Genomic DNA, 26,257 nt, shown 5'->3' on the forward strand with positions numbered 1-26,257 from the left:
CAGCGTTTATATGCTGAGATCGGTTGGGTATGCCCGTACCATGACAGAGGGAGACGGTCAACTGGAAGCGAGACTGGCAGAGCAGGAGGTGTTCGAGCCGCCGGAGTCGTTCGTCGAGCAGGCGAACGTCTCGGATCCCGGCGTCTACGACGAGTTCGACGAGAACTGGCCGGAGTGTTGGGAGGCGGCCGCCGATCTGCTCGACTGGGAGACGGACTACGACCAGGTGCTGGACGACAGCAACCCTCCCTTCTACGAGTGGTTCACCGGCGGCGAGCTGAACGCGTCGGCCAACTGCCTCGACCGACACCTCGACGAGCGCGGCGACGAGGTCGCGATCGAGTGGGTCGGCGAGCCCGTCGACGAGGACGACCGGTCGTTCACCTACGAGGAGCTGCACCGCGAGGTGAACGAGTTCGCGGCCGCGCTCCGAGCGCAGGGCGTCGAGGAGGACGACGTGGTGACGATGTACATGCCGATGATCCCGGAGCTGCCCATCGCGATGCTGGCGTGCGCCCGGATCGGCGCGCCCCACAGCGTCGTGTTCGCCGGGTTCTCGGCGGACGCGCTCGCGACGCGAATGAACTCCGCGGACTCGGAGTACCTCGTCACCTGCGACGGCTACTACCGCCGCGGCGACCCCCTCGACCACCTCGACAAGGCCAACGAGGGGCTCGCGGAAGTCGAGCACGACACGACCACGGTCGTCGTCGACCGGCTCGGCCCGAACGGCGACGACTTCGGTCACGAGCTCGGCGACGACCAGATCGACTACGGCGACCTCGTCGCGGACCACGAGGGCGCCGAGGTCGAGCCGGTCACCCGCGACGCCGAAGATATGCTGTTCCTGATGTACACCTCGGGGACGACGGGGAAGCCGAAGGGCGTGAAACACACGACCGGCGGCTACCTCTCGTGGGTGTCGTGGACCTCGCAGTCGGTCCTCGACATCAAGCCGGATGACACGTACTTCTGTTCGGCCGACATCGGGTGGATCACGGGTCACTCCTACATCGTCTACGGGCCGCTCGCGCTCGGGACGACGACGATGATGTACGAGGGGACGCCGGACCACCCGGAGCGCGACCGCCTCTGGGAGATCGTCGAGGAGCACGAGGCGACTCAGCTGTACACCGCGCCCACCGCGATCCGCGCGTTCATGAAGTGGGGCGAGGAGTTCCCCGACCGCCACGACCTCTCCTCGCTCCGGCTGCTCGGCACGGTCGGCGAGCCGATCAACCCGCGGGCGTGGAAGTGGTACTACCAGCACATCGGGAACGAGGAGTGCCCGATCGTCGACACCTGGTGGCAGACCGAGACCGGCGGCATGATGGTGACGACGCTGCCCGGGGTCAAAGACATGAAGCCCGGGGCGGCCGGACCGCCGCTCCCGGGGCTCGACGTGCAGATACTCGACACGCTCGGCGACGAGGTCGAGCCCGGAAAGGCCGGCTACCTCACGGTACAGAAGCCGTGGCCCGGCATGCTCCGGACGCTGTACAACAACGACGAGCGCTACATCGAGGAGTACTGGGCGGAGTACTCCGACACCGACAGCGACGACCCCGACGACTGGGTGTACTTCCCGGAGGACGGCGCCAAGATCGACGAGGACGGCTACATCACCGTCCTCGGGCGCGTCGACGACGTGCTCAACGTCTCGGGCCACCGGCTCGGGACGATGGAGATCGAGTCCGCGATCGTCGGCGTCGAGGGCGTCGCCGAGGCCGCCGTGGTCGGCGGCGACCACGACATCAAGGGCGAGGCCGTCTACGCGTACGTGACTACCGAGGACGGGTACGAGGGCAACGACGAGCTCCGCGACGCGATCGTCGCGGGCGTCGAGGACGCCATCGGCCCGATCGCCCGGCCGGAGCAGGTCGTGTTCACGCCCGACCTGCCGAAGACCCGGTCCGGGAAGATCATGCGTCGCCTGCTGGAGAACATCGCCGACGGCAAGGAGCTGGGGAACACCAGCACGCTCCGGAACCCGGAGATCGTTGAGGAGATCCAGCGGAAGGCGAAAGGCGAGTAACCGGCACACCACCGTTTTCGAGACACCAGACGACGACGCGTTCGACACCGCAGACAACTATCACGAAAAAACCGCACAAACGAACCATGTCAATACACACCACAACACATGACAGACAATAGCTCACGAAACTCGGACGGCGCGGTCACCGATGGTGGCAGCGTAGCCGACGATGCAGCCACCGACGGGGGGCGCGCAGCGGACGACGCGGCCACCGACGGCGGCGTCGCCGCGACCGGCGCGGCACAGGCGCACAACGACACCGACTACCTCGGCGCGGAGGTGAACATCCTGAATCCGAGCACGCCGTACATGCGCGATCACCTCCGCATCGTCTGGGCCGGGTTCGCGGTCTGGGTCCTCGCGGTGTGGGGACCGGTAACGCTGACGCGGCTCGCGCCCGATACGATGACGTCGACGATGCCGATCCTCGGGTTCCCGATCCACTACTTCCTCGTGGCGTTCGGCGCGCCGACCAGCGCGCTAATCTTAGCGTTCTGGTACTCGCGCAAGCGGGACGCGCTCGACGACAAGTACGGTATCGATCACGGCGCCGCTGACGTCGCGGCCGACGGAGGGACCGACGAATGACGGCGAGTTCAATCCTCCTCCAGAGTGACCTCCTTCCGGAGGCCCTCGACATCTCGTTCAAGGCCGCCCCGGCGCTCCTCGTGCTCGGGATGCTGGCGCTGTTCCTCACCATCGGCTTCGTCTTCCGCGTGGCCGACACGGACGACATGTGGGTCGCCGGTCGGTCCATCGGGAACGTCGAGAACGGGATGGCGATCGGGGCCAACTGGATGTCGGCCGCGTCCTATCTCGGGATGGCGGCGTCGATCGCGCTGGCGGGGTTCTACGGACTGGTGTTCGTCGTCGGCTGGACGACGGGTTACTTCATCCTGCTCATCTTCCTCGCCGCGCAGCTGCGCCGGTTCGGGAAGTACACGGCGCCGGACTTCGTCGGCGACCGCTTCAACTCCGACACCGCGCGCGCCATCGCGGCGGTGACGACGTTCCTCATCGGCTTCGTCTACGCCATCGGGCAGGCGAAGGGGATGGCCTTGGTCGGCCTGTACATCTTCGGTGACTACGGCGGCCTCATCCCCGGCTTAGACGGGTACCAGGTGATGGTCGTCGCCATGATGGTCGTCACCGTCGGCTACCTGACGCTGTCCGGCATGCTGGGCGCCACGAAGAACCAGGCGGTCCAGTATGTCATCCTCATCCTCGCGTTCGTCGTCGGGCTGTTCGTCGTCGGATACACCAACGGCTACTCCACGGTGCTGCCGCAGCTCGAGTACGGGATGCTGATCAGCGAGCTCGGCGGCGAGTTCTCCGAGCCGTTCGCGTCCTCGAGCTACTACCTCTGGGTCGCCACGACGTTCTCGCTGATCGTCGGCACCTGCGGGCTGCCGCACGTCCTCGTCCGGTTCTACACGGTCGAGAGCGAACGGACGGCCCGCTGGTCGACGGTCTGGGGGCTGTTCTTCATCTGTATCCTCTACTGGAGCGCCCCGGCCTTCGCGGCGTTCGGGACCGACCTGTACACCCAGAACGTCGGCGCCACCTACGGCGATCCCGGCATGTCTGGCGCGGCCAGCGAGGTCATCGTCGTGCTGGCGGCGCAGCTGTCCGGGCTGCCCGAGTGGTTCGTCGGCATCGTCGCGGCGGGCGGTATCGCCGCGGCCATCGCGACGGTCGCCGGGCTGTTCATCGCCGGCTCGTCGGCGATCAGCCACGACATCTACACCAACATCATCAACGAGGACGCGACGCAGCGCCAGCAGATCCTCGTCGGCCGCCTCTCGATCGTCGCGCTCGGCGCGCTGACCACGCTGGCCGCGCTCAACCCCGCGTCGTCGATCGCGGCGCTCGTGGGCTACGCGTTCTCGCTCGCCGGCTCCGTGCTGTTCCCGATGTTCTTCCTCGGCATGTGGTGGGAGAACGCCAACCGGCAGGGGGCGCTGGCCGGCATGACGACCGGGCTCACGCTCTGGTCCATCCCGATGATCAACCAGATCGTCCCGACGTACATCAGTTCGCTCGAGGCGCCGCTGTCGGCCGGGCTCGCGACCTGGATGCCCGCCATCGGCTCGGCGCTCATCACGCTCCCGGTCGTGTTCGTCGTCACCATCGTCGTCTCGATGGCGACCGACGAGCCGTCGCTCGAGACGAAGCGGATCGTCCGGCAGTGCCACAGCCCCGAGCCGATGGGGCAACAGGAGACCGCCGAGGACGTCGTCGCCGCGGACGGCGGCGAGGACGTCGCGACCGACGGCGGCCGCACGGTCGACGACGCGGCCGCAGACGGTGACCGCGCAGTCGACGAAGACGCCACGGAGGAGGCGGAGTAATCATGTACGAACGCATTCTCGTACCCACGGACGGAAGCGACGTCGCGGAGTCCGCCGTCGACCACGCGCTCGACCTCGCGGAGAAGTACGACGCCGAGGTCCACGCGCTGTACGTGGTCGACATCGACTCCGTGAACTTCAGCCTCGGAACCGAACAGGTCGACCGGCTCAAGCAGGGCCGGTTCGACGAGATGGGAGAACTGAAAGACCGGGCGGACGAGGCGACCGGCGTGGTCGCCGGGCAGGGCGCCGAGCGGGGCGTCGACGTCGTCGAACACGTCTCCGGCGGTCGGCCGCACAAGGTGATCGGCGACTACGCCGAGGACCACGACATCGACCTCATCGTGATGGGGAGCCACGGGCGCGCTGGCGTCCGCCGCGCGCTCCTCGGGAGCGTCACCGAACGGACGCTGCGGTCGACGCACGTGCCCGTCCTCGTCGTCGACTACCTCGAAGAGGACTGACGCGGCGCGGTTCCGCCTCTCTCCGCTTTCGCTGCGAAGTACCAGCCGACCAGCCGACCAACCGAGACGCCTTCCTCCGCCCCTCGCGTCTGCGACGGGCGGGACCGACCCGGTCGGTTCCGGAACACCGACGTAGCCAGCCACACACGCCCACCCATGACCGACGCGAACGACACGGACTACGCGAACGACTCGGAGCCCGACGAGACGGTCGCCGACCGCCTCCGGAGACACGTCAGCGAGAACCGAGGTGGGATGCTCTACGACCTCGCGTTCGCGGTCGTGTGGGTGACGACCGTCTCGCTTCTGTACGACTTCCTGTTCTCGAACTCCCCGCGGTGGGTGCTGTACATGTTCATGCTCGCCGGGATCCCGGCGTATTTCGGGTTCTTCATCTCGCTGGAGATGGCGCGGAAACAGGGGTAATCCGAGGGTTCCGGGCCGCGTATCCGGAATTTACGTCCGATTCCGGCGGCACACAACACTTATGACGCAGTCGGGAGTGTGTCCAGACGCGATGGCGACAGGCAAGGTCGACTTCTTCAACGACACCGGCGGCTACGGATTCATCGAGACTGACGACGCTGACGAGGACGTGTTCTTCCACATGGAAGACGTCGGCGGCCCGGACCTCGAGGAGGGACAGGAGGTAGAGTTCGAGATCGAGGAGGCGGACAAGGGTCCGCGCGCGAAGAACCTCACTCGGCTGTAACTCGTTCGGCAGCATCCGCTACCGGCGACATCGGACAGCTCTCGAAACGCGTCTCGCGTATATGACACGCCCCAGCGGCGGCGCCGGTATTTTGACCGTCGAGCGGGGACCTCCGACATGGACGCCGCCGACCTCGACAGCGCCGACCTCGACAGCGCCGACCTCGACGCGTTCGTCTCCGAGCATCTCGATCGGTACGCGGAGACGCAGGGCGTCCTGCCCGAGCGGCTCGACGAGTTCGGCGAGACGTACCGGTCGCAGGGGTACCTGACGCGCGACCAGCTGTACGAGATCGCCTACGAGTCGTCGACGCGGAGCGCGTACCACGTCGAGAAGAACCCCGAGGCCCGCTGCCGAGAGGTGACTCGCAACGCCCGGACGGTCGACGGCGACTTCTCGGCGATCCAGCTGATTACCGGCCTCTCGGGGTTCAAGGCGCCGACCGCGTCGTGCGTGCTGGCCGCGCTCGACGGCGACCGTCACGCCGTCGTCGACACCCGCGTGTGGGCCTCGCTGGAGCGGCTGGGCTACCTCGACCGGCGGAAGGAGTCGTTCGACGCCGCCGACTACGTCGCGATGATCGGTCCGATCCGCGAGATCGCCGACCGGACCGGTCATCGGGCGGTCGACGTGGGATACGCGCTGTTCGCCCACGACGACCGCGTGCGGGAGGGAACGTTACACTAGCGCGGGCCGCCGACTCAGACCGGGAACTCCACGCCGGTCGCCTCCTCGGAGTACTCCCAGAGCTTCCGGGCGTCCTCGCGGTCGTAGGAGGCGTCGTTTGACCGGCCGATCGTCGGCGCGCCGCGCATGTTCAGCAGTCCGCCGGGCTCGACGTAGGCGCCGCCGTCGACGTCGGCGGTGGTCGCGTACAGCATCGGAAGCGCACCGGTGGCGGCGTCCTGCCCGAGCACCGCGTTCGCCAGCCGCATGCCGACCTTCATGAGGGGGTTGCCGCTCTCCTCGCCGGTCCGGATCTGGAGGTTCGTGTCCGCGTATCCGGGGTGGCACGCGACGCTGCAGACGCCGACGTCGTCGTCGCTCGCGGCGTCGATCCGGCGCTGGAGCTCGTAGGCGAAAAGCAGGTTCGCGAGCTTGCTCCGGCCGTACGCCTTCCACTTCCCGTACGACTCCTCCCAGTTGAGGTCCGAGAAGTCCATCTCGCCGCTCTCGTGGGCGCCCGACGACTGGGTGACGACGCGCGCGTCACCCTCGATCCCCTCGGCGGCGTTGAGGAGATCGAACACCCGTCCGGTGAGCGCGAAGTGCCCGAGGTGGTTGACGCCGAACTGCGTCTCGAAGCCGTCCTCGGTCTCGCTGCGGGGAATCGCCATCACGCCGGCGTTGTTACAGAGGGCGTCCACCGCGTCGTAGTCGTCTCTCAGTCCCTCCGCGAAGGCCGCCACCGAGTCGAGAGAGGCGAGGTCGCACTCGCGCACGTCGAGCTCCCCCACGACCTCGCCGCCGGCGTCGGCCCGGAGCTCGTCGGCCGCGCCCTCGCCGCGCCCGACGCTCCGGCACGCCAGCACCACGGTGGCGCCCTTGGCGGCGAACGCGCGCGTCCCCTCGTAGCCCAGCCCGCTGTTCGCGCCGGTGACGACCACCGTCTTCCCGTCCAGTCGCGGCATCTCGTCGGTCGTCCAGCCTGACATGGCCGAACGGAGGGGCGTCACGGGGAGAAAGCTGTCGGCGGGATCGGACGTTGCTCGTTCGTGCGACGCGTTGTCGATCAGGGCGACTAGACGGCGTCTGACGCCGGGATACACTTTCACCGCGCCGGCGGTGCGTTTTTAGGTGCCTCGGTGAAAGGGGAGGGTACCGAATGACGTCCTTCCAGTCGACGATCGGCGACGAGGAGGGGATCGCGGAGGAGCTGGCCGAGGGCCAGCGCGAGATCTCCATCGCCGAGTTCTTCGAGAAGAACAAACACATGCTCGGGTTCGACTCGGGCGCCCGCGGGCTCGTCACCGCCGTCAAGGAGGCGGTCGACAACGCCCTCGACGCGACCGAGGAGGCCGGCGTCCTCCCCGACATCTACATCGAGATCGAGGAGGTGGGCGACTACTACCGGCTCGTCATCGAGGACAACGGGCCGGGCATCACCAAAGAACAGCTCCCGAAGGTCTTCGGGAAGCTCCTGTACGGCAGCCGGTTCCACGCCCGCGAGCAGTCGCGCGGCCAGCAGGGGATCGGGATCTCGGCGGCCGTACTGTACTCACAGCTGACCTCCGGCCAGCCCGCGAAGATCACCTCGCGCCCGAAGGGGCAGTCCCGGGCGCAGTACTTCGAGCTCATCATCGACACCGACACGAACGAGCCGGAGATCAAGGCCGACGAGGAGACGACGTGGGACCGCCCCCACGGCACGCGGATCGAGCTGGAGATGGAGGCGAACATGCGCGCCCGCAACCAGCTCCACGACTACGTGAAACACACCGCGGTCGTCAACCCCCACGCGCGGCTCGAACTGCGCGAGCCGGGGCTCGACGAGCCGCTGAAGTTCGAGCGCGCGACCGACGAGCTGCCGGCGGAGACGAAGGAGATCCGCCCGCACCCCCACGGCGTCGAGCTCGGCGCGCTGATCAAGATGCTGGAGGCGACCGAGTCGTACTCCGTCTCCGGGTTCCTCCAAGGCGAGTTCACGCGCGTCGGGAAGAAGACCGCCGACAGCGTGATCGACAACTTCCGCGACGTGTACTACGGGCGCGAGCTCGCGTGGTCGCCCCCCAGGGCCCACGACGACCGCGACGTCGCGAACGCGGTCGCGGACGCGGTCGCCAACAAGGGTGCGGAGGCGACGACCGCCTTCGCCGAGGGAGTCGCCGAGACGGTGTCGAACAGCGACCGGCTCTCTCGGTCCGAGCTCGCGACGATCGTCGACAACATTGCGGAGACGGTCGAGGGCGACACGGGCAAGACGTTCGGCGGGACGGTCCGCGAGAACGCGGTCGACGCCGCGTGGCGGGCGATCACGGGGGCCGGCGGCGAGGACGACGACGGAGCGGACGACGACGAGGACGGCGCGACCGAGTCGCCCCTCGTCGCCGACGCCTACGCCCTCGTCGACGACGCGACCTCGACCCGCAAGGACGACGCCGCGGTGCGGGCGATGGCCGAGGCGCTCGCGCGCCGGTTCGAGAACCTCGACGGCGACGCGTTCCGGGCCACCCTCGACGACCTCGAACGGCTCGTCGCGGACGCGGCCTCGTTCGTCGCCGAGCAGCACGACGCGACCTTCGGCGAGACCGCCCGCGAGAACGTCGTCGAGGCGTTCTGGTCGCGGGCGCGCACGGTCCCGGACGACCCGCCGAAGGTGAAGTCGATCGCGGGGAGCCGCGACGCCGCCGCCGACCTCCTGGAGGCGATGCGGACGACCGACATCCTCGCGCCCCCCACCGACTGCCTCGCACCGATCACGGAGGAACTGGTCGAGGCCGGGCTCCGCAAGGAGTACGACGCCGACTTCTACGCGGCGGCGACCCGCGACGCCGAGGTCCACGGCGGCGACCCGTTCATCGTCGAGGCCGGCATCGCCTACGGGGGCGAGATTCCGGCCGAGGGGTCGGTGGAGCTGCTCCGGTTCGCGAACCGCGTCCCGCTGGTGTACCAGCGCGGCGCCTGCGCGACGACGGACGTGATCAAGAACATCGGCTGGCGCAACTACGGGCTCGACCAGCCCGGCGGGTCGGGGCTGCCGAACGGCCCGGCCGTCATCAGCATCCACGTCGCCTCCACGAACGTCCCGTTCACGAGCGAGTCGAAGGACGCGCTCGCGAACGTCCCCGAGATCGAAGACGAGATCGAGCTGGCGGTCCGCGAGGCGGCCCGCGAGCTGAAGTCGTTCCTCAACAAGCGGCGCTCGATGCAGCAGCGCCGAGAGAAACAGGACGTGCTCGGGCGCATCCTCCCGGAGATGGCCGACAAGGTCTCGGAGGTCACGGGCCGGTCGCGCCCCGACATCGACGGCGCGCTGGCGCGGATCATGAACAACGTCAGCGTCGAGCGCGAGGTGACCGACGAGACGGTGACGCTCGTCGTCGAGAACCACTCGGACGTGAACGAGCAGTTGGAGATCACGGACATCGTCTCGTCGGAGCCGACTGACCTGTCCGACGGAACGGTGGTGGACATGGACGGCGAGTGGTTCGTCCAGTGGAAGCCCGAGGTCCCCTCGGGCGACGAGCGGGAACTGACGTACGCGATCGACGGCGACGCCGACTTCGAGGTCAGCGTCGGCGGCGTGGAGACGGAGAAACTCACGGTGAACGCCTAAATGACGACCGAAAGCGACGCGCGAGACGAGCTGATCGACCTGGCCGCGGACTTCTACGACCAGTTCGCCGACGGGGAGATCCCGGAGATGACGCTTCCCACGCGGACGAAGAGCAACATCGAGTACGACACCGAAAGCGGCGTCTGGACCTACGGCGACCGCACCTCGACGCGCAGCGCCAACTCGGTGCGGGGCGCGCGCAAGCTGCTGAAGGCCGCGTACACGATCGAGTTCCTCGCGGAGCAGCTCGACGAGGACCGCTCGTCGACCCTGCGTGAGCTGTACTACCTCTCGGAGTCGTGGGACAACGACGAGGCGCAGTTCTCCTCGCAGGACGAGTCGAACGACCTCGTGGAGGACTTGGAGATCGTCACGGGCGTCACCCGCGAGGACTTCCACATGCGCCCGGAGGAATCGGGCGCGACCCTGATGGGTCCGCTTCTCATCCGCGAGCAGACCCGCCGCGGGGAACGCGAGATCCACTGTCAGGAGGACGTGGGCGCGGGCGGGTACCAGATCCCGAACAACCCGGACATGATCGAGTTCCTCGACGACGACATCGACTTCGCGCTCGCCGTCGAGACCGGCGGGATGCGCGACCGGCTCGTCGAGAACGGGTTCGACGAGGAGTACAACTGCCTCGTCATCCACCTCAAGGGCCAGCCGGCGCGAGCGACCCGCCGGATCACGAAGCGCGTCCACGACGAACTGGACGTGCCCATCGCCGTCTTCGCCGACGGCGACCCGTGGTCCTACCGGATCTACGGCTCCGTGGCGTACGGCTCGATCAAGTCCGCGCACCTCTCGAAGTACCTCGCGACGCCGGAGGCGCAGTTCGTCGGGATCCAGCCGGAGGACATCGTCGAGTACGACCTCCCCTCGGACCCGCTCTCCGACTCCGACGTGAACGCCCTCGAGTCGGAGCTGGAGGACCCGCGCTTCCAGACCGACTACTGGGAGGAACAGATCGAGCTCCAGCTCGACATCGGGAAGAAGTCGGAACAGCAGTCGCTCGCGAGCCGCGGGCTCGACTTCGTCACGGACACCTACCTCCCCGAGCGGCTCGACGCGATGGGCGTGCTGTAGGCGGGGACCCCTCCGTCGAGCCGCGGCGCCTCACTCGTTCTCGTAGACGATCTCGTCGATCTCGCGGCGCTCGCCGTCGGCGTCGTCGTTCGCGTACTTGTACACGACGCCGTCCTCCTCGTCTGCCGTCGCGTTGTGCGAACCGTCACAGAGCGGCTGCGTGTCCGAGAGGCCGCACCGGCAGACGTAGATCAGGTCGTCGTCGCCCATATCCGACTCGTCGAGCACCGTCGGGCCGCGCTCCTCGTGGGTCACTTCGCGTGCCATGCCGGTGGATCCGCCGCGAGGGGCAAACCCCTTGCGCCGCGGCCCGTGTCAGATCGCCGCAACCCCCTTGAGCGTGCGGTCCCTACCCGAGGTATGAGCGAAACCGAGGCGGACGACGCGGTCGACCCGCGGGACCTGACCGACGAGGAGTGGCGCGAGCGGCTCTCCGAGGAGGAGTACCGCGTGCTCCGTGAGAGCGGCACGGAGGCGAAGTTCTCCGGCGAGTACGTCGACCACCACCCCGACGACGGCGAGTACCGCTGTCGCGCCTGCGGGACGGTCCTCTTCGACGCCGAGACGAAGTACGAGTCCGGCTGCGGCTGGCCCGCCTTCTACGCCGCCGAGGAGGAGTCCGTGACGACGACGGTCGACACCAGCCACGGAATGCGCCGCACCGAGGTCCGGTGTGCGAACTGCGACTCGCATCTGGGTCACGTGTTCGACGACGGCCCCGAACCGACCGGCAAGCGGTTCTGTATCAACTCCGTCGCGATGGAGTACGACGGGGAGTGAGCGGTCTCAGCGGCCCCGACCTCACATCCCCTCGTCGAGCAGCTCGCGGGCGATGATGTTCTTCTGTATCTCCGTGGTCCCCTCGTAGATCTGGGTGATCTTCGCGTCGCGGTAGAGTCGCTCGACGTCGTGGTCGTTGACGAAGCCGGCGCCGCCGTGGACCTGGACCGCCTCGTCGGCCACGTCGACGGCGACCCGCGAGGCGAACTCCTTCGCCATCGACGCGAGCGCGGTCAGGTCGCCGGCCTCGTTGTCGACCGCCCACGCGGAGCGGTAGGTGAGCCACCGGGCCGCCTCGGTGTTGGTGTGCATCTCCGCGAGCTTGTGTTTGATCGCCTGGAAGTCGCTGATCGGGCGGTCGAACTGCTCGCGCTCTTCCGCGTACTCCAGGGCGCGCTCGGCCGCGCCGCGGGCGATCCCGACGCCCTGCGCCGCCACGGCGGTCCGGGTCTCGTCGAAGAACTGCATGAGCTGGAGGAACCCCATCCCGCGCTGGCCGATCAGGTTCTCTTCCGGCACGCGCACGTCGTCGAACCGGAGCTCGGCGGTGTCGCTCGCGCGGATGCCGAGCTTCCCGGTGATCTTGTCACGGGTGAGACCGTCGCGGTCGCCCTCGACGAGGATCTGCGAGTAGCCGGAGTAGCGGTCGTCGATCTCGGGGTCGGTCTCGCAGACGACGACGAAGTAGTCGGCGACGGTGCCGTTCGTGATCCACATCTTCGAGCCGTTTATCACCCACTCGTCGCCGTCCTTCTCCGCGCGGGTCGCGACCGAGGTCACGTCCGAGCCCGCCTGCGGCTCCGAGATCGCCGACCCCATCACCGCGTCCCCCGCGGTCACCTCGGGGAGGACGCGCTCCTTCTGCTCGTCCGTGCCGAACTCCATCAGCGCCTCCGCGCCGAAGCCGGCGCTGGAAACGCAGAGGCCGATCCCGGGGTCGGCGGCGAACAGCTCCTCGGTCAAGATCGCGTTCTCCAGCGAGGAGTAGCCGACGCCGCCGTACTCGACCGGGACGTGGGGCGCGAGCAGCCCCATGTCGGCGGCCTTCTCCATCACCTCGTGGGGGTACTCTTCCGCCACGTCGTACTCGGTCGCGACCGGTCGGATCTCCTCGTCCGCGAACTTCCGCACCTCCTCGCGGAGCTGTTTCTGCTCGTCGGTCAGCTGGAACTCCATGTCCGACCCTTTCGCCGAATCTATGATAATAATTCGCAAACGTTGAGAAATTCGGACCGCGTTTACAGTTTAGCGGTCGCGCACCCGTCGATCAGCGTCTCAGATCCCGCTCACGCCGAGCGCGGCGGCGATCCCGGGGAACGACGTGAGAAGCAGGTATCCGAAGCCGGCGACGAGGCCCGCACCGAGGAAGATGCTCCCCAGCGACCGCCCGAACATCCGCGCGACGGTCTCTAACTCGCCGCCGTCGGTGACTCGGAACGGTGGCGCTTCCTCGCCGTCGCCGATGTACGTCCGGTGATCGTCCAGGTCGGCGTCGGCCTCGTTCGCGGAGCGCTTCTGCCCGATCACGTGGACCCCGTCGCCGGGGTCGATGCGGCTCTCCGTCTTTTTGATGTCTCCCGTGCGATCGCTGTACTCGTTGTCCATCCCGAGCGTCGCCGCGGCGGGGTCGACCGGGATCGATCCGGTGTCGTCGGCGACGAGGAAGGGGACCGACTCGCTGCCCGACTCCAGAGTCCGCCACTCCGTCTCGTACTCGCCGTCCTCGTTCCTCTCGCGTTCCTTCCGTTTCTTCGAGTAGCTGTACGCGAGCGAGCGGGCGCCGTCGTACGGGGACCGGAGGGTCCGGGAGAGCTCCTCCGCCGTCCCTTCGACTTCGATCGTGCCGTCGATGAGGTGCGCCTCGCCGATCGGTGTCGGATCGCTCTTCCACACCGCGATCGTCCGCCTGAGTCCGTTAACGCCCCAGACGACGAGGTAGACGCCGATAACCGCCGCGGCGACGCCGCCGGCCAGCACGAGCATCTCCTCGGTTACCGGTCCGATCACGGTGGACACGATCGATCACTCCCGAGCGAACCTCATCGTGTCAACTGATTAATCTTGTGGTTAGATAACAAGAGACGAGATATGGTGGCGTGCGCCGTCAGTCCCGCGACTCGACGAACGACGCGATCCGGTCTGTCGCCTCCTTCAGCTCCCGCATCGAGGTCGCGTAGGAGACGCGAAGGTGGCCCTCGCCGCCCTCGCCGAAGACGGAGCCCGGGACGACCGCGACGCCCTCCGCCTCCAACAGCTCCTCCGCGAAGACTTCGTCGTCGCCGCCGCAGTCCGGGAACGCGTAGAAGGCGCCGCCCGGCTCGAAGGTGTCGAGGCCCATCTCGTTGAACCGAGAGACGACGAGCCGTCGCCTGCGGTTGTACTCGTCGACCATCTCGGTCACCTCCTCGTCGCACCGGTCCAGCGCCTCGCAAGCCGCGTACTGCGGCGTCGTCGGCGCCGACAGCATCGTGTACTGGTGGATCCGGTTCATCGCGTCGATCGCCTCCGCGGGGCCCAGCGCGTACCCGAGGCGGAGGCCGGTCATCGCGTAGGCCTTCGAGAACCCGTTGACGACGACGGTGCGCTCGCGCATTCCCGGCTGCGTCGCGATCGAGGCGTGATCGGTGCCGTAGGTGAGCGCGGAGTAGATCTCGTCGGCGATCACCCGGAGGTCGTTGTCGCGACAGAACGCCGCGACCTCGGCGTACTCCTCCTCCGTCATCGTCGCGCCCGTGGGGTTGTTCGGGTAACAGAGCACGAGCAGATCGGCCTCCGCGGCGCCAGCGGCCTCCAGCGACTCCCGCGTGAGTGCGAAGTCGTCCTCGGCGCGCGTGGGGACCGTCAGCTGCTCGCCGCCCGCCAGCTCGATCCCCGGCCCGTAGGAGATGTAGGTCGGCTCGTGGACCGCGACCGTGTCGCCGGGGTCGACCAGCGCCCGGAAGGCCAGGTCGACCGCCTCGCTCGCGCCGGTCGTGACCAGGATCTCGTCGGCCGGGTCGTACGGCTGGTCGTAGCGCTCGTGGTGATCGGCGATCCGCTCGCGGAGCGCGGCCATCCCGCGGTTCGAGGTGTATGAGGTCTTCCCGCGTTCCAGCGAGTCGATCGCGGCGGTGCGGGCGGCCCACGGCGCCGAGAAGTCGGGCTCGCCGACGCCTAAGGAGATCACGTCGTCGCGCGCCTCGGCGAGCTCGAAGAACTTCCGGATCCCCGACTCCGGGAGGTCGCTCGCGCGGTCCGAGAGTCTCATGGCGAGACGGAGAGCCGATCGTCGTCGTCGCCGTCCTCGAACCGGATCCCGCCGTCCTTGTAGGTCTCCATGATGTAGTGGGTCACCGTCTGGGTGACCTCCGGCATGGGCGCGACCTGCTCGGAGATGAACCGCGAGACGTCCTGCATCGTCTCGCCGAGCACCTCGACGGCGAAGTCGTAGTCGCCGGAGACCAGATGGAGGGCGTCGACCGCGGGGAACTTCGCGATCCGGTCGGCGACCTGCTCGTAGCCGGTCTCCCGGTCGAGCTCGACGTTGATCTCGACGATCGCGCGGATCTTCCCCTCGTCGACGCGGTCCCAGTCGACGACCGCCTGGTAGCCGTGAACCACGTTATCCGCCTCCAGCGCGTCGATCGCCGCCGCTACCGCGTCCGCGTCGAGGCCCGTCTGGGCCGCGATGTCGTCGATGTCCTCGCGGGCGTTCCGCGCCAACACGTCGAGTACCTCGCGCTCGGCGTCCATACCCCACGATCACGCGGGGGCGGTTTATGAGTAGCGACGCGCGCAAGACGGGCGATCGGTCGGACCGATCGGTCGAGGATCGAAAGGACGTACCGCCACGCGCGTTTCCGCCTCCCGCGCTTCCGCCATCCCCACGGCTTTCCGCGTGGCGCGCGACCGTCCGCCCATGGCTTCAGACCCTACCGACCGCAGCGACACGTTCGACATCGGCGGCGACCTGACCGTCAACCGCCTCGGCTTCGGCGCGATGCGGGTCACCGGCGAGGAGATCATCGGCCGACCGGACGACGAGGAAGAGGCCAAGCGGGTCCTCCAGCGGGCCGTGGACCTCGGCATCGACTTCGTCGACACCGCGGACTCCTACGGCCCGGGCGTCTCGGAGCGCCTGATCGGTGAGGCGCTCGGCGACCCCGATGACGTGGTCATCGCCTCGAAGGCCGGCCTGCTCCGCAACCGCGAGGGGGACTGGCTGCCCCACGGCGACCCGGACTTCCTCAAGAACCAGGTGCTGTGTAGCCTCGATCGGCTCGGGACCGACACGATCGACCTGTACCAGTACCACCGCCCGGACCCCGACACCGACTTCGAGGAGTCGGTCCACGCGTTCGCGGAGATGAAGGACGCCGGCCAGATCGCCCACGTCGGGCTCTCGAACGTCACCGTCGAACAGCTGGAGACCGCCATGGAGATCGTCGATATCGCGACGGTCCAGAACCGGTACAACGTCGGCCACCGCGACGACGAGGACGTGTTGCGGGCCTGCGAGCGCCACGACGTGGGGTTCATCCCGTGGGGTCCGATGTATGCGGTCGACGGAGACGAGACCCCCGGCGCGCTCGCCGAGGTCGCCGACCGGCGCGACGCGACGGCGCGGCAGGTCGCGCTCGCGTGGCTCCTCGACCACTCCGACGTGACGCTGCCGATCCCGGGGACCTCCAGCGTCGACCACCTCGAGTCGAACCTCGCGGCCGCGGACCTGTCGCTGACCGACGAGGACCTCGCCGCGCTGAACGGCGTCGACGCGCAGGAATAGTCGGGAAGTCCGAACGACGGACGAGCGAGAGACTACTCGTCGAACGGGTTCGTCAGCTCGACCGTCTCCTCGCGGTCGGGGCCGACGCCGACCGCGTAGACGGGGGTGTCGATCTCGTCGGCGACGAACTCCAGGTACTCGCGGGCCGCCTCGGGGAGCGCGTCGTAGCCCTCCTCGGCGACCGCGGCCGAGTCGAACGGCTCCCACGTGTCGAGCGTCTCGTAGACGGGCTCGCACTGCTCCCAGCGCTCGGTCGTCGTCGGGACGGTGTCGAGCTTCTCGCCCTCGAGCTCGTAGCCCGTACACACCTTCAGCTCGTCGAGCCCCGCGAGCACGTCGACGTGGTTGACCGCGACGCCGGTGAACCCGGAGACGCGCGCGGCGTGTCGGAGCATCGGGAGGTCGAGCCAGCCGATCCGACGCGGACGACCGGTGACGGTGCCGAACTCGCCGCCCTTCTCGCGGATATCGTCGGCGAGCGCCTCCTCGTCGGCGTCGCCGTCCAGCTCGGTCGGGAGCGGCCCCTCGCCGACCCGCGAGAGGTACGCCTTCACGATGCCGACGACCTCGCCGTCGCCGACCTGGGTGACGCCGAGCCCTGAGCCGACTGACGCGGCGCCGGCAGTCGGGTTCGAGGAGGTGACGAACGGGTAGTTCCCGTGATCGACGTCGATGTGGGTGCCCTGCGCGCCCTCGAAGAGGATCTCGTCGCCCGCCTCGCGGCGGCGGTGGAGGTAGTCGGAGCAGTTGACGGTCATCCCCTCGTCGGCGAGGCGCTCGCCGATCGCGGCGAACTCCTCGTGGAGCGCGTCGACGTCGAACGCGTCGGCGCGGTCGTCGTCAGCGAGGTCGAGCCCGTACACGTCCTCGACGAGCGCGCGCTTCTGCGGGACGACGTACTCGAGTTTCTCGCGGAGCACGTCGGGGTCGAGCAGGTCGGCGATCCGGATCCCCCGCCGACCGGCCTTGTCCTCGTAGGTCGGACCGATGCCGCGGCCGGTGGTACCGACTTCGTCGCCCGCGTCGTCGTCCGCCTTGACCTCCTCTTCGATCCCGTCCAGTACGCGGTGGTACGGCATGATGACGTGCGCCCGACGGGCGACCCGCACGTCGGGGTCGAGCCCGCGTTCGCGCAGGTCGTCGATCTCGGTGAACAGCGTCTTGGGGTTGACGACGCAGCCGTTGCCGAGGATCCCGGTCGTGCCCCGGACCGCGCCGCTCGGCACGAGCGACAGCTTGTACTCGACGCCGCCCTCGACGACGGTGTGGCCGGCGTTGTCGCCGCCCTGATAACGGACTACGACGTCCGCGTCCCCTCCCCACCGGTCGACGAGCGCGCCCTTGCCCTCGTCTCCCAGCTGGGAGCCGACGATGGTGAGTGTCATACGACCCGGTGGTTTCCGGCGGGGGGTAAAACCGATTACGGTCCAGCGCCGGGAATACACCACGAACGTGCATTAGATCCGACCAGCGTGTGCGTCGCTATCGCCGTTCGTGCAGGTGCCTTCGCCGCCCGCGACGGAGTGGTCCGCTCGCGTCGGCGGTCGGCGCGATCGAATGCGTTAACTACTCCCACGTCAAAGCGTCGGGTCGAGCGATTCCGGGCCGGTCCCCGACAGCAACTTTTAAACGGGGGCATGACGAGTTAACATGTGCCATGATAGATCGACTAGAGAAGGAGGTAGACATGCTCGAACGTCACCTCCAGGTCCTGCGGATGGTCATCGAAAACGAGCCGATCGGCATCGTGAAGATGTCGAACGAGACGGGATACCCCCATCACAAGGTCCGCTACTCGCTGCGCGTGCTCGAGGAGGAGAACCTCATCGAGCCGTCCAGCCAGGGCGCGATCACGACCGAGCGCACCCACGAGTTCGTCGACGAGCTCGACGAGAAGCTCGACGAGACGGTCGACAAGCTCGGCTCCATGCGGATCGACGACGCCGCAGAGCTCGAGAACTGAACCGATTCGACTTCGCGCGGGGCGACGCACGGATCGTTTGTGACGGCGGGAAGCGGCGTTTACGTCGCGTTTGAACCGCGTTTGAATAGGCGTGTTTCCTGCGATTGACCGCGTTTCGACCGGATTTTCACCGGACATTCTCGACCACCTGCCGGAAATACTGCTGGCCCGGCCAGCTACAGGTCCGGGACCGTCATGTGGAAGCCGCCGTCGCGGGCCTCGACCAGACAGAGGTGGTACCCCCGCTTGCGCGAGAGCTTCACGAAGCTCGCGCGCTTCGACCGGCTGAACAGCCCGCCGCCGACCGCGTCGCTCGCGGTCTCTAGGGCGCCCGGCTCGAAGAAGCTCTCCGTCACCGCGAACGCCGCGGCGAAGGGCTCGTTCGACTCGGCGATGTCGCGCCCGTTCTCGACCAGCGACTCCAGCGTGCCCTCGGCGGTCGGGTCGCGGCTGTCGTTGAGGTCGGCGACGAACAGGGGGTTCCCCATCCGGTCGCGCAACACCAGGTCGAACGAGCGCTGTTCGCGGGTCTCCTCGCCGTTCTCGCGGATCGCGATCGACACGCTGCCGCCGATCTCCGCGCGGTCGATCTCCGGGATGGCGTCGTACAGGTCCCGGAGCACGCTCTGGTTGCCGGTGCCGCTGACCTCGAAGGGGAGGTCCTCGACGAGCCACCGGGTGAAGCCGTACTCGATGGTGTCCTTGAGGAACTCCTCGTACGGGCGGCCGTCGACGGCCAGCCCGTCCGTCTCGAAGCTCGTGTGGTGTTCGATCCGGAGGTTCTCGCGGAGCGCGTCGCGGTCGACCGTCCCGTCGTGGGCGTCCTCGAGCGTCGCGCCGCCCTTGGACTCGTACCTGACGAAGAGGTTCGTCCCGCTCCGCGCCTCCGCCGGCGAGATCGTCCGGTCGCTCTCGGGGAGCCGGTCGCGGGCGGCCGACAGCTCCGACTTCAGTCGGTCGCGCTCCTCTCGGAGCGTCGACAGCTCCGACTCCAGCCGGTCGACCTCGGACGCGAGCTCGTCGCGCTCCGCGGCGACCTCGTCTCGTTCGCTCGCCAGGTCGTCGCGTTCCGCCTCCAGGGACGCCCGCTTCTCCTCGGCCGCCTCCAGCTCGCGCCGGAGCTGTCGGAGCCGCTCGTCGACGCCATCGCCCGAGTCCGACTGCGACGCGCGCTGCGAGACGGCCGACCGGTTCGAGCGATCGCGGTCCGTGGAGCGCGGCTCCGGGGACCGGTCGTCGCCGTTCGCGGCGGCCGATCCGGACGCTCCGCTCCGACCGCCGCTCCCGGAGCGCTGTCGCGCCTGATCTCCGCGCTGAGACTGCTCGCCGCCGTTCGGACCGGCCTCACCGCGACGGCGGCCGCCAGCCGGCTCGCTCGCCTCGGACGGGTCGAGCGCCGGGATCGACTTCTGCTCGCGCCACTCCTCCTCCTCCGAGAACACGTCGTCGCCCGGGCGATCGCCATCGGAGTCGGGAGCGTCGGAGGGATCGTCGACCGACTGCGGGCCGGCCCGATCGGTCAGGGGGTCGGACCGATCGCCGGCCGCTCCGCGCCCGCCCTTGCGTCCGGACCCCGGCCGCTCGGTCGCGTCCGCGGCGGTGTCGGCGGCGGTGTCGCCGTCGTTCGAGCCATCGGACCGCCCCGCGTCTCCGGTCTCCTCTCCGCCGGCCGACCCCGGACGGACCTCCGCATCGGAAGGCTGCCGTCCGGAACTCGATCGGTCGGGTGGTTCCGGGTCGGTCGATTCGCGGCCTGTCGCACGGGTCCCGGCCGCGCCCTCGTCGTCGGGTGACGCGTCGGGTGCGGCGTCGTCGGTCTCGTCGTCGACGACCACCGGGTCGTCAGTGCCCGCCTCGGCACCCCCGACGCCGGCCTCGTCTTCGGTGTCGGTCGCGCCCGTCTCGTCGGAGCTCGCGTTGTCGGTGCCCGGCCGGTCGGTTCCCGCCACGTCCGCGCTCGCTTCGTCCGCGTCCGCGTCCGCGTCCGACGCGTCGGTCGCTTCGGCCGCCGGCTCGGGCTCTGGGATCTCCCGGACGTTCAGGTCCACCTCGTAGACGGTGTAGATCCCGACCTCGTCGTCGGCCAGCTCGAAGGCGTCGTCGCCGGTCTCGAGCCGGCGCGAGTTGCCGACGTACGCCGCGGCCATCGACTCGCCCGCGGTGTAGGTGACGTAGTAGTCACCCGAGAGCACGTTCTCCGACAGCTCGACGTAGCCGGTGAATCCCCCCTCGGAGAGCTTCCGGTCGGCCTCCGACAGCGGCGTGTCGTTCGTGTAGTACTGCGCCCGCGGCTCGCCGCCCCGCTCCTGCATGGCGAACAGGACCGGGAGGACCTCCGCCGGTGCCTTGTAAATCGTCCCGGAGGCGTCCGCGAACGCGTCGAGGTCGGCGTCGGCGGTGCCGACGACGCGGCCCTCGAACACGAACAGCCACCCCGTGCCGTTCGTCACCGCGCCGGAGAACCCCCGGTCGACGAGACGCCGGAGCCCCGCGAACCCGTCCGAGAACTCCCGGGCGTCCCACCCGGTTATCTCCGCTCTTCGCTCTGCGTCCATTTGCGTTTACGTCGCCTGCAACGACCCAAATACCTTCCGGAGCGTGAGACGGCCGTCTGACGCCGGCCGTCGGCCGATCTGTCACTAATTCTGATCGTTCCGCTCCCTGCTAGGCCCCGTCGACGGCGGCGATCGCCTCGCGGCCGAGCTCGATCACGTCGGGCTGGAGGTCGCTCTCCGCCAGCTCCGCCGGCGTGTACCAGCGCCAGCCGTCGGGATCGACCTCGTCCGCGCCGTTCGGCGCGATCTCCCGCGAGTCGACCCGGGCGTAGTAGAGGTGGTCGACGTGTTGGTGGCCGACCGACCCGTCCTCGTGGACGTTGATGTCGTGGAGCATGAGGTGGGCCGGCTCCGGGAGCCCGCGCGTGTTCGGCCCCGAGATCGACGACTCGGTCGCGACGAGCTCCGCCTCCAGCCCCGTCTCCTCGCGGACCTCTCGGAGCGCGGCCTCGTGCGGGAGCTCGTCGCGGTCGACGTGACCGCCCGGCGGGAGCCGGATCCCCAGCCGCTCGTGGGCGTGGAGCGCGGTCGCGCCGTCGTTGACGACGTACGTCGTCGCCGTGAAGTGACGAGTGGTCTCCATACCCGTGGCTCGCCCTGCGGGGGCTTGGGCGTTCGGAAAAGCGGCGGGCGCCGACGGGACGAATCGGTTCGGAGCGGCGGCGGCGTCAGTTCAGCGCGACGCCGTCCTCGGCTTCGAGCAGCTCGTGGTACCGGTTCCGGATCGTGACCTCGCTGATGTTCGCCACGTCGCTGACTTCGCTCTGGGTCACCTTCTCGTTGACGAGGAGCGAGGCGGCGTAGACGGCGGCGGCCGCGAGTCCCACGGGCGATTTGCCCGAGTGGATCCCCTGCGACTTCGCGGTGTCGAGCAGGGAGCGCGCCCGACGCTCGGCCTCGTCGGAGAGGCCCAGGTCGGAGGCGAACCGCGGGACGTAGCTCTCGGGGTCGGCGGGCTGGATCTCCAGTTTCAGCTCGCGGACGACGTAGCGGTACGTCCGCGCGATCTCGTCTTTCTCGACGCGGGAGACCGCCGAGATCTCGTCGAGGCTCCGGGGGGTCCCGGCCTGCCGGGCGGCGGCGTACAGCGACGCCGTCGAGACGCCCTCGATGGAGCGTCCCGGCAGGAGGTCCTCGTCGAGCGCGCGACGGTAGATGACGGAGGCGGTTTCGCGGACGTTGTCCGGGAGGCCGAGCGCCGAGGCCATGCGGTCGATCTCGCCGAGCGCCTGCTTGAGGTTGCGCTCCTTCGAGTCGCGGGTGCGGAACCGCTCGTTCCAGGTGCGGAGCCGCTGCATCTTCTCGCGCTGCCGGCTGGAGAGGGACTTGCCGTAAGCGTCCTTGTCCTGCCAGCCGATGTTGGTCGAGAGCCCCTTGTCGTGCATCATGTTCGTCGTCGGGGCGCCCACGCGGCTCTTTTCGTCTTTCTCCTTCGAGTCGAACGCGCGCCACTCCGGCCCGCGGTCGATCTCGTCTTCCTCGACGACGAGCCCGCAGTCGACGCAGACGGTCTCGCCGTGTTCCGTGTCGGTCGCGAGCTGGCCGCCGCACTCCGGGCAGCGCAGCTCCTCGTCGGCCGACTCGGTCTCGGACTCGGTCTCGTCGGCGTGCTCCGCCGTGTACGTTCGAACGTTTTCGCTCATTGGTTAGTTCAAGTGGAGGGAACGAGGGGACCGAGAGACGCGTCTCGGTTGGTTTCCTCACCGTTACGTAAGTGCCGAGAGTATTTAAATCCTTGGCCAAGTTTCGAATCAGAGAAAGTCTATTTGAGGCCCGAACAAGGCCGTATATGACGATTATTGCCGGCTTTTCGGTCGACCTTAACATCGGTCTGAACCGATCGGCGTTCGGCGAGGCTCACCTATATAGCTATTTCGCGGCCCGAGCGTCGTCTCGGACGCACCGCGGCGTTCCGCGAGGGCAACGGATTTGGGGGTCGCCCGAGCAGGTGTCGTATGAACCGCGCGCGACTCGACGACCGGCTGGCCGACCTCGAGACGGACGGCTACCTGATCGACGCCTCGCAGGACGACGCCAACCAGCTGTACCTCTCCGGGTTCACCGGCCCCGACCCGTTCCTCACGCTGTACGCCGACGGCGAGATCCACGTCCTCGTCGGCGGGTTGGAGTACGGTCGGGCGAAGAGGGAGGCGGCCGCCGACGGGGTCGAGCGACACGCCGACTACGACTACGAGTACGGCGGCCGCGAGGCCCGCAACGACATGTACGCCCGGTTCGTCCGCGACAAGGGAGTCGAGTCCGTCTCGATGCCGCCGCGGGGTCCGGTCGGCACCGCGGACGCGCTCCGCGAGCGCGGGATCGAGGTCGCCGTCGACGCCGACGACCGACTCCGGGAGGTCAGGGCCGTCAAGACCGACGAGGAGGTGGACGCGATTCGCGAGGCCCAGCGCGCCAACGAGGCCGCGATGCGGGCCACCGAGGACCTGCTCGCCGGCGCCGACGTGGCCGGTGACGGGGACGACGCGGAAACCGGGGTGCTGCTGCACGAGGGCGAGCCCCTCACCAGCGAGCGGGTGACCGAGGAGATCGAGGTGACGCTGCTGCGGCGCGGCTGCGCGCTCGACCAGACGATCGTCGCCGGCGGCGCGCAGGCGGCGGACCCCCACGACCGCGGATCGGGGCCGCTCCGAGCCAACGAGGCGATCATCGTCGACATCTTCCCGCGGTCGAAGGCGACGAAGTACAACGCCGACATGACCCGGACGTTCTGCGTCGGCGAGCCGAGCGAGACGCTGCGCGAGTGGTACGAGCTCACCGAGCGCGCGCTCGACGCCGCGCTCGACGCGGTCGAGCCCGGAGCGACCGGCGAGGACGTGCACGCGGCGGCCTGCGAGGTGTACGAGGAGGCGGGCGAACCGACGTTCCGGACCGACCCCGAGACGGAGACGGGGTTCATCCACTCCACCGGCCACGGGGTCGGCCTCGACGTCCACGAGTCGCCGCGCCTCGCGACTGGCGGGGAGGAGCTGGAGCCCGGCCACGTGATAACCGTGGAGCCGGGGCTCTACGACCCCGACGTGGGCGGGGTTCGGATCGAGGACATCGCCGTCGTCACCGAGGACGGCTACGAGAACTTCACGGAGTACCCGATCGAGTTCGTCGTCGGGTGACCGCGGACGCGCCTCTCCGTCCGGACTCGGGGACCGCCGTTACGCCGCCGGCGCGGAGCCGGGATCGGTCGCACCGCTCTCGCCGGCTTCGCCTCGGGAGTCGCCCTCGCGGAGGCGCTCGAACGCCTCGGCGATCACGCCGAGGACCACGATGCTGAACGCCATCGAGATCGCGACGGTGACGAGCGTCGCCGCGCCCGACGCCGGACCGACCGCGATCGTGAGCGCGATCGACAGGGCGGTTATCGCGACGGTGAACGGGACGGTGACGATGAGGATCAGCACGAACAGCCGGATCCAGTTCCCGCGGGTGAGCCGCCAGCTGTCCCCCATCGCGGCGACGAAGTTCTCGTCTTCGACCGCGACGAAGACCGCCATGAACAGCAGGGCGACGTAGACGATGATTCCGGGAACCACGAACAGAACGGTCCCGACCATGACAAGCACACCGAGGACCATGCCGCCGACAACGAGGTTCGCCACGACCCAGCCGATCCGGCGGGTGACGAACTCGCGCGGAACGCGGTCGGTCTCGCCCGCGACGAAGGTCCGGATCGCCGCGACCGAGACGACCGGTAGCACGAGGAACGAAACGACCGCGAAGGCGGCGAGTACGGGGAACGGCGCGTCGACCACCGGCGCGAGCTGGCCGGCGACCTCGGGCGGGAGCGACGCCGCCATGGCGCTGTTGAACGCCACCTGCCACGCCGTCCCGACGAGGACGGACGCGAGGACCAGAAGCAGGCCGTTCCGATTCGCGACTCGGCGGAGACCGTTCGTTACCGTCGAACCGATCTGGAGGGACATGCGGGCCTTCGTTATTCGGGATGTAAAGTAAACCTATTGAAACGAACGCGGGATCGCGGCGAGGGCGAAGGCGTGCCGCGATCGGAGGCTCCCATGCCGCGATCGGAAGCCGCTTTTTGACCCGGACGCAACGGCGACCGTGAACTGGCGGTACAAACACGCCGCGCTCGCGCTCTGTACGCTCGCGTTCACCGCGACGATGGTCGCGCGCTTGGTCATCAGCCCGCTCGTTCCGGCGATCACGGCGGAGTTCGGGGTCACGAACGGAACCGTCGGTCTCGCGCTCTCCGGGATGTGGCTGGCGTACGCGATCTCGCAGTTCCCCTCCGGGGTGCTCGGCGACCGGTACGGCGAGCGCGCGGTCATCCTGACCGCCGTCGGCGCCACCGCGGTCGCCTCGCTGCTCATCGCCGTCTCCCCGTCGATCGCGGTCTTCGGGCTGTTCACCGTCCTCCTCGGCGCCGGCGCCGGGCTCCACTACTCGGTGGCGACCACCTTCCTCACGCGGCAGTTCGACGACATCGGCCGCGCCATCGGGGTCCACGTCGCCGGCGGGCCGGTCGCGGGACTGGCGGCGCCGCCGCTGGCAGCGCTCGTCGGATCGCGGTACGGCTGGCGCGCCGGTATCGCCCTCGGCGTCGCCGCCGCGGTTCCCGTGTTCGTCCTCTTCGCGTGGCGGGTGCGACCCACCGAGCCCCTCCGCCCAGACCAGCCGATGCGCGAGCGGTTCGCCCTCGGACCCCTCGCGGAGCTGCTCTCCCGGCCTCCAATCCTCTACACGACCGCGCTGGCGACGATGGGCGCGTTCACGTGGCAGGCGACCGCCTCCTTCCTCCCGTCGTTCCTGGAGTTCGGAACGGGGCTCTCGACCGGGCTGTCGGCGCTTTTGTTCTCGCTGTACTTCCTCGTCCACGGCGCGACGCAGCCGGTGACGGGGTCGGTGTCCGACCGGATCGGCCGCGACGCGACCGTGATGGCGACGATGGCCGCCGGAGTCGTCGGCTACGGCCTGCTCGTCGCGTCCGCGGAGCTCGGTCTCGGCCGCCCCGCCACCGTCGTCGGCGTCGTGTTCGTCGGGCTCGCGATGTCGTGGGGCGCGCCGCTGCAGTCGCGGTTCATGGACCTCCTCTCGGACGCCGAGCGCGGTGCCGGCTTCGGGCTCGTCCGGACCGCCTACATGGTGATCGGCGCGTCGGGGAGCGTCGTCGTCGGCGTGATGTCGGACGCCGCCGGCTGGTCGGTCGCGTTCGGGCTCCTCGCCGGCGTGATGGGGCTGGCGCTGACGGCGCTGCTAGCGAACCGACTGCTGCGGCTCGGCTACTAGCGGGC

25 protein-coding genes are annotated in these 26,257 nt (G+C 68.8%); 14 read left to right on the forward strand and 11 right to left on the reverse strand.

Translation table 11 applies throughout. The features are described from left to right. The first annotated feature begins 40 nt into the window (after nt 1–40). The 7 genes from acs to CK500_RS03665 all read left to right on the forward strand — a co-directional run bounded on the left by acs (nt 41) and on the right by CK500_RS03665 (nt 6,252). Nucleotides 41–2,035 carry an acetate--CoA ligase gene (gene acs, locus CK500_RS03635; RefSeq protein WP_095635889.1) on the forward strand — a complete coding sequence of 665 codons (1,995 nt, stop codon included), beginning with the start codon at nt 41–43 and terminating at the stop codon, nt 2,033–2,035. A gap of 108 nt (nt 2,036–2,143) precedes the next feature. Then, a complete protein-coding gene (locus CK500_RS03640) occupies nt 2,144–2,626 on the forward strand; it encodes a DUF4212 domain-containing protein (protein WP_095635890.1) in 483 nt (160 codons plus the stop codon). Then, nucleotides 2,623–4,389 carry a VC_2705 family sodium/solute symporter gene (locus CK500_RS03645; RefSeq protein WP_095635891.1) on the forward strand — a complete coding sequence of 589 codons (1,767 nt, stop codon included), beginning with the start codon at nt 2,623–2,625 and terminating at the stop codon, nt 4,387–4,389. Before CK500_RS03640 ends, CK500_RS03645 begins: the two co-directional genes overlap by 4 nt. A gap of 2 nt (nt 4,390–4,391) precedes the next feature. Beyond that, on the forward strand, nt 4,392–4,853 hold the full coding sequence (locus CK500_RS03650) for a universal stress protein (RefSeq protein WP_095635892.1): 462 nt from the start codon (nt 4,392–4,394) through the stop codon (nt 4,851–4,853). A gap of 156 nt (nt 4,854–5,009) precedes the next feature. Continuing rightward, on the forward strand, nt 5,010–5,279 hold the full coding sequence (locus tag CK500_RS03655; RefSeq protein WP_095635893.1) for a hypothetical protein: 270 nt from the start codon (nt 5,010–5,012) through the stop codon (nt 5,277–5,279). A gap of 91 nt (nt 5,280–5,370) precedes the next feature. Then, the gene (locus CK500_RS03660) at nt 5,371–5,565 is read left to right on the forward strand and encodes a cold-shock protein (RefSeq protein WP_095635894.1); all 195 of its coding nucleotides are present in this window, start codon (nt 5,371–5,373) and stop codon (nt 5,563–5,565) included. A gap of 117 nt (nt 5,566–5,682) precedes the next feature. Continuing rightward, nucleotides 5,683–6,252 carry a hypothetical protein gene (locus CK500_RS03665; RefSeq protein ID WP_095635895.1) on the forward strand — a complete coding sequence of 190 codons (570 nt, stop codon included), beginning with the start codon at nt 5,683–5,685 and terminating at the stop codon, nt 6,250–6,252. A gap of 14 nt (nt 6,253–6,266) precedes the next feature. Here the strand turns inward: CK500_RS03665 and CK500_RS03670 are convergent, their stop codons facing one another. Next, the gene (locus CK500_RS03670) at nt 6,267–7,220 is read right to left on the reverse strand and encodes an oxidoreductase (RefSeq protein WP_095635896.1); all 954 of its coding nucleotides are present in this window, start codon (nt 7,218–7,220) and stop codon (nt 6,267–6,269) included. Between the two features lie 170 nt (nt 7,221–7,390). Here CK500_RS03670 and CK500_RS03675 point away from each other — a divergent pair, with 170 nt between their 5' ends. Both CK500_RS03675 and CK500_RS03680 read left to right on the forward strand, forming a co-directional pair. Continuing rightward, on the forward strand, nt 7,391–9,841 hold the full coding sequence (locus CK500_RS03675) for a DNA topoisomerase VI subunit B (RefSeq protein ID WP_095635897.1): 2,451 nt from the start codon (nt 7,391–7,393) through the stop codon (nt 9,839–9,841). Further along, nucleotides 9,842–10,927, forward strand: coding sequence for a DNA topoisomerase IV subunit A (locus CK500_RS03680; RefSeq protein ID WP_095635898.1), 1,086 nt, complete (start codon nt 9,842–9,844; stop codon nt 10,925–10,927). A 30-nt stretch (nt 10,928–10,957) separates the two neighbouring features. Here CK500_RS03680 and CK500_RS03685 read toward each other — a convergent pair whose 3' ends face one another. Next, nucleotides 10,958–11,194 carry a CDGSH iron-sulfur domain-containing protein gene (locus CK500_RS03685; RefSeq protein WP_095635899.1) on the reverse strand — a complete coding sequence of 79 codons (237 nt, stop codon included), beginning with the start codon at nt 11,192–11,194 and terminating at the stop codon, nt 10,958–10,960. Nucleotides 11,195–11,287: 93 nt separating this feature from the next. Between CK500_RS03685 and msrB the strand changes: the two genes are divergently transcribed. Next, the gene (gene msrB / locus CK500_RS03690) at nt 11,288–11,707 is read left to right on the forward strand and encodes a peptide-methionine (R)-S-oxide reductase MsrB (protein WP_095635900.1); all 420 of its coding nucleotides are present in this window, start codon (nt 11,288–11,290) and stop codon (nt 11,705–11,707) included. A gap of 21 nt (nt 11,708–11,728) precedes the next feature. On the opposite strand, the gene CK500_RS03695 is transcribed toward msrB, so the two are convergent. The 4 genes from CK500_RS03695 to CK500_RS03710 all read right to left on the reverse strand — a co-directional run bounded on the left by CK500_RS03695 (nt 11,729) and on the right by CK500_RS03710 (nt 15,439). Further along, nucleotides 11,729–12,883, reverse strand: a complete 1,155-nt coding sequence (locus CK500_RS03695; protein ID WP_095635901.1) for an acyl-CoA dehydrogenase family protein — start codon at nt 12,881–12,883, stop codon at nt 11,729–11,731. 99 nt (nt 12,884–12,982) lie between these two features. After that, nucleotides 12,983–13,723 (reverse strand): GIDE domain-containing protein, encoded by a 741-nt coding sequence (locus CK500_RS03700; protein WP_095635902.1) that lies wholly within the window; start codon nt 13,721–13,723, stop codon nt 12,983–12,985. 88 nt (nt 13,724–13,811) lie between these two features. Further along, a complete protein-coding gene (locus CK500_RS03705; RefSeq protein WP_095635903.1) occupies nt 13,812–14,954 on the reverse strand; it encodes a pyridoxal phosphate-dependent aminotransferase in 1,143 nt (380 codons plus the stop codon). After that, on the reverse strand, nt 14,951–15,439 hold the full coding sequence (locus CK500_RS03710; RefSeq protein ID WP_095635904.1) for an Lrp/AsnC family transcriptional regulator: 489 nt from the start codon (nt 15,437–15,439) through the stop codon (nt 14,951–14,953). Before CK500_RS03710 ends, CK500_RS03705 begins: the two co-directional genes overlap by 4 nt. Before the next feature lie 166 nt (nt 15,440–15,605). Here CK500_RS03710 and CK500_RS03715 point away from each other — a divergent pair, with 166 nt between their 5' ends. Next, entirely contained in the window at nt 15,606–16,472 is an 867-nt protein-coding gene (locus CK500_RS03715; protein WP_095635905.1) for an aldo/keto reductase, read from the forward strand. Between the two features lie 32 nt (nt 16,473–16,504). Here the strand turns inward: CK500_RS03715 and CK500_RS03720 are convergent, their stop codons facing one another. Continuing rightward, complete coding sequence (locus CK500_RS03720; RefSeq protein ID WP_095635906.1) at nt 16,505–17,857, reverse strand: adenylosuccinate synthase; 1,353 nt, start codon at nt 17,855–17,857, stop codon at nt 16,505–16,507. Nucleotides 17,858–18,129: 272 nt separating this feature from the next. Between CK500_RS03720 and CK500_RS03725 the strand changes: the two genes are divergently transcribed. Beyond that, nucleotides 18,130–18,435, forward strand: a complete 306-nt coding sequence (locus tag CK500_RS03725) for a hypothetical protein (protein WP_004045854.1) — start codon at nt 18,130–18,132, stop codon at nt 18,433–18,435. Nucleotides 18,436–18,611: 176 nt separating this feature from the next. Here CK500_RS03725 and CK500_RS03730 read toward each other — a convergent pair whose 3' ends face one another. The 3 genes from CK500_RS03730 to CK500_RS03740 form a co-directional block, all read right to left on the reverse strand. Continuing rightward, nucleotides 18,612–20,747, reverse strand: a complete 2,136-nt coding sequence (locus tag CK500_RS03730) for a DUF7527 domain-containing protein (RefSeq protein WP_449404435.1) — start codon at nt 20,745–20,747, stop codon at nt 18,612–18,614. A 352-nt stretch (nt 20,748–21,099) separates the two neighbouring features. After that, nucleotides 21,100–21,573, reverse strand: coding sequence for an NUDIX hydrolase (locus tag CK500_RS03735; protein WP_095635908.1), 474 nt, complete (start codon nt 21,571–21,573; stop codon nt 21,100–21,102). A gap of 85 nt (nt 21,574–21,658) precedes the next feature. Next, nucleotides 21,659–22,633 (reverse strand): transcription initiation factor IIB, encoded by a 975-nt coding sequence (locus CK500_RS03740; protein WP_095635909.1) that lies wholly within the window; start codon nt 22,631–22,633, stop codon nt 21,659–21,661. A 312-nt stretch (nt 22,634–22,945) separates the two neighbouring features. On the opposite strand from CK500_RS03740, the gene CK500_RS03745 reads away from it, so the two are divergent. Beyond that, complete coding sequence (locus CK500_RS03745; RefSeq protein WP_095635910.1) at nt 22,946–24,121, forward strand: M24 family metallopeptidase; 1,176 nt, start codon at nt 22,946–22,948, stop codon at nt 24,119–24,121. 39 nt (nt 24,122–24,160) lie between these two features. Here CK500_RS03745 and CK500_RS03750 read toward each other — a convergent pair whose 3' ends face one another. Continuing rightward, entirely contained in the window at nt 24,161–24,928 is a 768-nt protein-coding gene (locus tag CK500_RS03750) for a hypothetical protein (protein WP_095635911.1), read from the reverse strand. Between the two features lie 139 nt (nt 24,929–25,067). On the opposite strand from CK500_RS03750, the gene CK500_RS03755 reads away from it, so the two are divergent. Next, nucleotides 25,068–26,252, forward strand: coding sequence for an MFS transporter (locus CK500_RS03755; protein ID WP_095635912.1), 1,185 nt, complete (start codon nt 25,068–25,070; stop codon nt 26,250–26,252). The last annotated feature ends 5 nt before the right edge of the window (nt 26,253–26,257 follow it).

The sequence above is a fragment of the Halorubrum salipaludis genome, assembly GCF_002286985.1.
GTDB lineage: Archaea > Halobacteriota > Halobacteria > Halobacteriales > Haloferacaceae > Halorubrum > Halorubrum salipaludis.

Coding starts and splice junctions, on each gene's coding strand:
- acs (WP_095635889.1), top strand. CDS start 41: ATGACAGAGGGAGACGGTCAACTGGAAGCGAGACTGGCAGAGCAGGAG.
- CK500_RS03640 (WP_095635890.1), top strand. CDS start 2,144: ATGACAGACAATAGCTCACGAAACTCGGACGGCGCGGTCACCGATGGT.
- CK500_RS03645 (WP_095635891.1), top strand. CDS start 2,623: ATGACGGCGAGTTCAATCCTCCTCCAGAGTGACCTCCTTCCGGAGGCC.
- CK500_RS03650 (WP_095635892.1), top strand. CDS start 4,392: ATGTACGAACGCATTCTCGTACCCACGGACGGAAGCGACGTCGCGGAG.
- CK500_RS03655 (WP_095635893.1), top strand. CDS start 5,010: ATGACCGACGCGAACGACACGGACTACGCGAACGACTCGGAGCCCGAC.
- CK500_RS03660 (WP_095635894.1), top strand. CDS start 5,371: ATGGCGACAGGCAAGGTCGACTTCTTCAACGACACCGGCGGCTACGGA.
- CK500_RS03665 (WP_095635895.1), top strand. CDS start 5,683: ATGGACGCCGCCGACCTCGACAGCGCCGACCTCGACAGCGCCGACCTC.
- CK500_RS03670 (WP_095635896.1), bottom strand. CDS start 7,220: ATGTCAGGCTGGACGACCGACGAGATGCCGCGACTGGACGGGAAGACG.
- CK500_RS03675 (WP_095635897.1), top strand. CDS start 7,391: ATGACGTCCTTCCAGTCGACGATCGGCGACGAGGAGGGGATCGCGGAG.
- CK500_RS03680 (WP_095635898.1), top strand. CDS start 9,842: ATGACGACCGAAAGCGACGCGCGAGACGAGCTGATCGACCTGGCCGCG.
- CK500_RS03685 (WP_095635899.1), bottom strand. CDS start 11,194: ATGGCACGCGAAGTGACCCACGAGGAGCGCGGCCCGACGGTGCTCGAC.
- msrB (WP_095635900.1), top strand. CDS start 11,288: ATGAGCGAAACCGAGGCGGACGACGCGGTCGACCCGCGGGACCTGACC.
- CK500_RS03695 (WP_095635901.1), bottom strand. CDS start 12,883: ATGGAGTTCCAGCTGACCGACGAGCAGAAACAGCTCCGCGAGGAGGTG.
- CK500_RS03705 (WP_095635903.1), bottom strand. CDS start 14,954: ATGAGACTCTCGGACCGCGCGAGCGACCTCCCGGAGTCGGGGATCCGG.
- CK500_RS03710 (WP_095635904.1), bottom strand. CDS start 15,439: ATGGACGCCGAGCGCGAGGTACTCGACGTGTTGGCGCGGAACGCCCGC.
- CK500_RS03715 (WP_095635905.1), top strand. CDS start 15,606: ATGGCTTCAGACCCTACCGACCGCAGCGACACGTTCGACATCGGCGGC.
- CK500_RS03720 (WP_095635906.1), bottom strand. CDS start 17,857: ATGACACTCACCATCGTCGGCTCCCAGCTGGGAGACGAGGGCAAGGGC.
- CK500_RS03725 (WP_004045854.1), top strand. CDS start 18,130: ATGATAGATCGACTAGAGAAGGAGGTAGACATGCTCGAACGTCACCTC.
- CK500_RS03730 (WP_449404435.1), bottom strand. CDS start 20,747: ATGCAGGAGCGGGGCGGCGAGCCGCGGGCGCAGTACTACACGAACGAC.
- CK500_RS03735 (WP_095635908.1), bottom strand. CDS start 21,573: ATGGAGACCACTCGTCACTTCACGGCGACGACGTACGTCGTCAACGAC.
- CK500_RS03740 (WP_095635909.1), bottom strand. CDS start 22,633: ATGAGCGAAAACGTTCGAACGTACACGGCGGAGCACGCCGACGAGACC.
- CK500_RS03745 (WP_095635910.1), top strand. CDS start 22,946: ATGAACCGCGCGCGACTCGACGACCGGCTGGCCGACCTCGAGACGGAC.
- CK500_RS03750 (WP_095635911.1), bottom strand. CDS start 24,928: ATGTCCCTCCAGATCGGTTCGACGGTAACGAACGGTCTCCGCCGAGTC.